Source organism: Streptomyces milbemycinicus (assembly GCF_002154605.1).
Taxonomy (GTDB): Bacteria; Actinomycetota; Actinomycetes; order Streptomycetales; family Streptomycetaceae; genus Streptomyces; species Streptomyces milbemycinicus.
The window spans coordinates 1-5,217 of the sequence record NZ_MUNE01000111.1 but is presented as its reverse complement, the minus strand read 5'-3'; the positions used below and the strand labels follow the sequence as shown (position 1 = coordinate 5,217).

Sequence of the window (5,217 nt, the reverse complement as noted above, 5' to 3'; positions counted from 1 at the left end):
CCGTACGGGCCGGGCTGCGCACCGCAGCCCATGGCAAGGGCATGACCTCCGAGCAGGGGCAGGTGAGCGCGCTGTGCGAGGCGTTGGAGCACTACAGCGGCCACTTCCAGGGGGACGAGCCGCGGCAGCGCGCCCGCTACCGCGATCTGGACCCCGAGGACGCCGTGCATCCGAACGCGGTGCAGCTCTTCGACCCACGGCAGTTCCGCGACCGGGGCACATCCGCGCGCCACCGGGTCTGCGATCCGTTCGACGAGCAGGCGGAGCTGGACTGGACCCCGGTGTGGTCGATCACCGCACAGCGGCACCGGCTGCTGCCGACCGCCCTGCTGTACTACGGCACGCCCCAGCCGGCCGGGCGGCGCTACTGCCGGGCCGACTCCAACGGGGCCGCCGCCGGGGGCAGTCTGGCCGATGCGGTGCTGCGCGGCTTCCTGGAGCTGGTGGAGCGGGACGCGGTCGCCCTGTGGTGGTACAACCGCACCCGTCAGCCGGCGCTCGACCTCGACGCCCACGACGACCCGTGGATCGCCGAACTGCGGCGCGTACACGCCCAACTGCGGCGCGAGGTGTGGGCGCTCGACCTCACCTCCGACCTCGGCATCCCCGTGGTGGCCGCCGTCTCCCGCCGTACCGACAAGTCCGCCGAGGACATCACCCTGGGCTTCGGCGCCCACTTCGACCGGCACACCGCGCTGCGGCACGCCCTGGCCGAGCTCAACCAGATGCTGCCCCCCGTGGTCGAAGCCCGCGTCGACGGCGACGGGTACGGGGTGACGGCCGACCCGGAGGCGCTGTGCTGGTTCCGCACCGCGACCGTCGCCAACCAGCCCTATCTGGCCCCGTCAGGGGTCGCGGCGGAGGGCGCGGGCATATCCGGTTCCGGTCCGCACGCCACCGACGCCCTTGACCTCCTCGGCCTCATAGCCGAGTTGGTCCGCGGGCACGGCATGGAGCTGCTCGTACTGGACCAGACGCGGCCGGATGTCGGGCTGCCCGTGGCGAAGGTGCTGGTGCCCGGGTTGCGTCCGCACTGGGCCCGCTTCGCGCCCGGCCGGCTCTTCCAAGTGCCGGTGACCCTGGGGCGGCTGGCCGAACCCACCCCGTACCACCGCCTCAACCCTGTCCCTCTTTTTCTGTAATCCCTTGTGATTGACTGTGAGCACCGGTAACCCTCTGTGTAATGTCAGCGTCCTACGCCATCTCTCCACGACCGGAAAAGTTCGGATACTCTCGGGCAAGTTACCCAACCCGGCCCGACCATCCGGAGGACGAGTGCAGGGCACCTCCTTGCCCGGCGATGCCGGGAGCGACTCGGCTCGTCACCGCGACGATCTCGCGCCACGCCTGGCCGTGGTGATCACCGCGGTAGTGCTCGTGGGCTACTTCTGCGTCGCGGTCACCTATGTGGTCGACGCCCGCCCGTCGGGACGGGCCCTGGACGCCGCGCTGTTGATGCTGGCGCTGCTCCCCGTGCTGGCCGCCCTGTTGGGGCTGCAGCTGACGCACTCCTTCCCCGGCCTCGCGCCCCGGCTCAGCGGGGCCCGGCACTGGACGCTGGGGCTACAGGCGCTGCTGACCTTCCTCCCCTTCGCGGTCTTCAAACACGCCTGGCTCGGTATGCCGGGGTTCCTGGCGGGCTCCTCGCTGCTGGTGCTGCCGCCCCCGCTGTCCTGGGTGGCCTTCGCCGCCATCATGGGGTGCACCGATGTGCTGCTGTTCCAGGTCGGGTTCGGCTGGGGCGAGGTCGCGTACACCACCGTCTCCACCGCTCTGACCGGCCTGGTGGTCTTCGGCCTCTCGCGGCTGTCCGGGCTGGTCGCCGAGGTGTCCCGGTCGCGGGCCGAGCTGGCCCGGCTGGCGGTGGCCCAGGAGCGGCTGCGGTTCGCCCGCGATCTGCACGATCTGCTCGGCTACAGCCTGTCCACCATCACCCTCAAGTGCGAACTCGTCCACCGCCTGGTGCCCCCGGAGAACTCCCGCGCCCAGCAGGAGCTCGCCGAGATCCTGCAGACCTCGCGCCAAGCGCTCGCGGACGTACGGGCCGTGGCCAGCGGGTACCGCATGATGTCGCTGTCCGCGGAGGCCGGCACGGCCAAGTCCATGCTCGCCGCGGTCGGTATCAGCACCACGGCGGAGGTCGACTGCGGAGAGCTGCCCGATCTGGTGGACACCGTGCTGGCGAGCGTGTTGCGGGAGGGGCTGACCAATGTGCTGCGGCACAGCAATGCGGAGCACTGCACGATCGAGGCGCGGCGAACCGACCGCACCGTCCTGCTGACGCTCACCAACGACGGGGTGGGCAAGCCCTCGACCATTCTGCGCGCCGACAGCGCCGACAGGTCGGACGGCGGCAGCGGAATCGGCAACCTCAAGGTCCGGCTGGAGAATCTGGGCGGACGGCTGCGCGCGGGCGTACGGGACGACGGCCGGTTCGAGCTGCGGGCCGAGCTCGAACTGCCCGTGGATTCAGCCCCGGAGGGGCGCGAGCGGGGCTCTGAGGACGAGTACGGCCCGGCCGTGACGGCGTAGCGGCGTCGCCGTCACAGCCAGCCGGCCTCGCGGGCGATCCGGATGGCATCCACCCGGTTGCGCGCGTTCAACTTGGTGACGACGGACGTCAGATAGTTGCGCACCGTGCCCACGGACAGATACAGCCGGGCCGCGATCTGCGCGGAGCCCTCCCCCTGGGAGGCCAGCAGCAGCACTTCCAGCTCGCGCGGGGTCAGCGGCTGCGGCTTGTCGTCCAGAGCGGCGAGGACAAGCTGCGGGTCGATGACCCGCTCGCCCTTCGCGACCGCGCGGATGGCGTCGCACAGCTTGTCCGGCGTGCTGTCCTTGAGCAGAAAGCCCGAGACATGGGCCGCCAGGGCGCGGCGCAGATTACCGGGCCTGCCGAGGCTGGTGAGCATCATCGTCCGGCACTCGGGCACCGCGGTGTGCAGCTCACCGGCGGCCGTCAGGCCGTCCACCCCGGGGAGGTCGATATCGAGGACCGCGACATCCGGGCGGAGCTCCTTCGCACGCGGCAGGATTTCGGCGCCGCTCGAGAACTCGGCGACGACCTCGATGTCCGGCTCGAATTCCAACAGTGCGACAAGTGCCTTGCGCAGCATGTGCATGTCTTCGGCTATCAGCACTCTGACCACGTCGCCCCTGCCCCTGCCTGCTCAACCCCCGTCGTATGCCCGCATACGATTATTCCCAAATCTTCTCGGCCGCTCCACCAATTCTCGGCCGAATCCGCCCACCGAACACTCGTGCTGCCGCCAAACCGAGCTTATAAAATGACTTCCTGCCGAATGATCGCCGCTAACTTCCGAAGTGGCGAATCGCCATCCGCCGCCCGAAACGACGGCGTCGAACTCGAATTCGGCGAACGCCAGTCTCATTCCGCACCCCAGCGCCTTCGTGTACGCCTCCTTCAACGTCCACAGCCGCAACAGCGCCCGCTCACGCTCCGGTTCCGCGAGGTCGGCCAGCGCCGCGCGCTCGGCGGGGGCGCACAGCCGCCGGCCCACATCGGCGTACCGCATCGGCCGCCGGGCCGCCTCGACGTCCACCCCGATGCGTTCGCGCCGGCTGACGCCCGCGACGAGCAGATCCCCGGTGTGGCTGAGGCTCAGTTCCACCCGGCCGGCCCCGGCGCAGAGGGCGTACGGCCGGCCGTCCGGCTCGTACCCGAGGCACACCGCCTCGGGCGCGGCGCCCGACACCGCCGCGACGAGGTGCTTGAGCAGCAGCCGCGAGGCCACGAAGCGTCCGCGGGCCGCCGGGCGGGGCAGGGTGCGCAGGCGGCGCCGGTCGTGTTCGTCGAGCATCCCGGGCAGGCCCTGATCCATGTCCTGGGGGTGGGTCGGCAGCCACTCCCGCCACCGGCCGTGGACGACCGCCCGGCCGTGCCCGGCGTACGCCTGCCGTACCGGTCGCCAGGGGCCGCCGGGCCCGGCCAGCGGCAGGGGCGGGGGTGGTCCGTCGGACGTCACACCACGCCTCCGGCGGCGGGCTCGCGCGGCAAGGGTGCGAAATCCTGGTACAGGGGCCGGACTTCGCCCCGCAGAAACTGCTCCCGGAGCGTGGCTCGGGGCACCTTGTGGGATCCGCCGCGGCGGACCGTACCGGGGCGGACCAGCAGCACCCCGCCCGTGGCGGCGCCGAACTCCTCCGCCACGCATTCGCGTACCCGCCCGGCCAGCCCGGCGAGCGCGGCGTGCGAGCCGCCCGCAGTACCGACCTCCTGGACCACCACCAAAGGCCCGGTGCCCGGCCCCGCGCAGAACACCCGGGCGGAACCCAACGGCCGCCCACAGCGGAGCAGTTCACGCTCCACATCCTGTGGATGCAGGGTCATCCCGCCCACCATGAGGCTGTCGGCGAGGCCGCCTTCATGGGTGCGGCCCGTCATCCGGACCTCGCCGTCCCGCGCGATGCCGAGGTCCCCGGTGCGCAGAAACCCGCCCGCGGCCTCGGTGTCGCGCGGCCGGCCCCAGTGTCCGGCGGCCACGGCGGGGCCGCGCACCCAGATCTCGCCGGCCATGCCGTCGGGCTGCGGCCGGCGGGTAGCCGGGTCGACGACGCGGAGGTCCAGACCGGGCACCGGCCCCCGGCCCTCGGCGGTGAGAAACGGCGCGGCCTGCGCCGGGGCGTATCCGGCGACCAGCGCGCCGGGGCGCAGCCCGGCCGGCGCGCAGCGGCGGTGGAAGGCCGCCATGGTCGCGGCCGAGACCGGTTCGGCGGCGTTGAGCGCCGTACGGAGGCGGGAGAGGTCGAGCCCGGCCAGCTGCTCGTCGGTGGCCTCGGCGGCGCAGCGGGCGTAGCAGGTGTCGGGCGCGACGGTGTGGGTGATGCCGTGGCGGCTGAGGGCGCGCAGCCAGGCCACGGGGTCGGCGAGGTGCGGGCGTACGGGCAGGGGTACGGCGGTGGCGCCGAGCCACAGCGGGTGCAGCAGCTGGCCGATGAGGCCGGGGGTGTGGTGGCGCGGCAGCCAGCCACCGATCCGGGAGCGGCGGCCGGTGCCCAGCGCCTGGCACAGGGCGGACATGGCGGCGAGGAGGTTGCCGTGGGTGATCAGCGCCCCGCGCGGCGCGGTGGCCGGACCGGCGTCGTACGCGAGGAGGGCGAGGCTGTCGGGCGTGGTGCGCGCGGGTGTGGTGTCGGGTACGGCGGTGCGGGTGTCCGAAGCGGTGTGCGGGGCGGTGCGGTTGTGCGGGGCGGCGG

At 72.6% G+C, this 5,217-nt stretch carries 5 protein-coding genes; 2 read left to right on the top strand and 3 right to left on the bottom strand.

Annotation, left to right across the window (positions count from 1 at the left end; genetic code table 11):
* The coding region (locus CCN51_RS09825) for a YcaO-like family protein (protein ID WP_170061299.1) at positions 1 to 1,142 on the top strand (1,142 nt) is incomplete at its 5' end.
* Between the two features lie 133 nt (positions 1,143 to 1,275).
* A complete protein-coding gene (locus CCN51_RS09820; RefSeq protein WP_014179409.1) occupies positions 1,276 to 2,532 on the top strand; it encodes a sensor histidine kinase in 1,257 nt (418 codons plus the stop codon).
* Between the two features lie 11 nt (positions 2,533 to 2,543).
* Here CCN51_RS09820 and CCN51_RS09815 read toward each other — a convergent pair whose 3' ends face one another.
* From CCN51_RS09815 to CCN51_RS09805, 3 genes are all read right to left on the bottom strand, one after another.
* Positions 2,544 to 3,149 carry a response regulator transcription factor gene (locus CCN51_RS09815; RefSeq protein ID WP_043487542.1) on the bottom strand — a complete coding sequence of 202 codons (606 nt, stop codon included), beginning with the start codon at positions 3,147 to 3,149 and terminating at the stop codon, positions 2,544 to 2,546.
* Positions 3,150 to 3,170: 21 nt separating this feature from the next.
* Positions 3,171 to 3,986, bottom strand: a complete 816-nt coding sequence (locus CCN51_RS09810) for a 4'-phosphopantetheinyl transferase family protein (protein ID WP_014179407.1) — start codon at positions 3,984 to 3,986, stop codon at positions 3,171 to 3,173.
* On the bottom strand, positions 3,983 to 5,217 hold a 1,235-nt coding region (locus tag CCN51_RS09805), incomplete at its 5' end, for an AMP-binding protein (protein ID WP_143675762.1). The genes CCN51_RS09810 and CCN51_RS09805, both read right to left, overlap by 4 nt.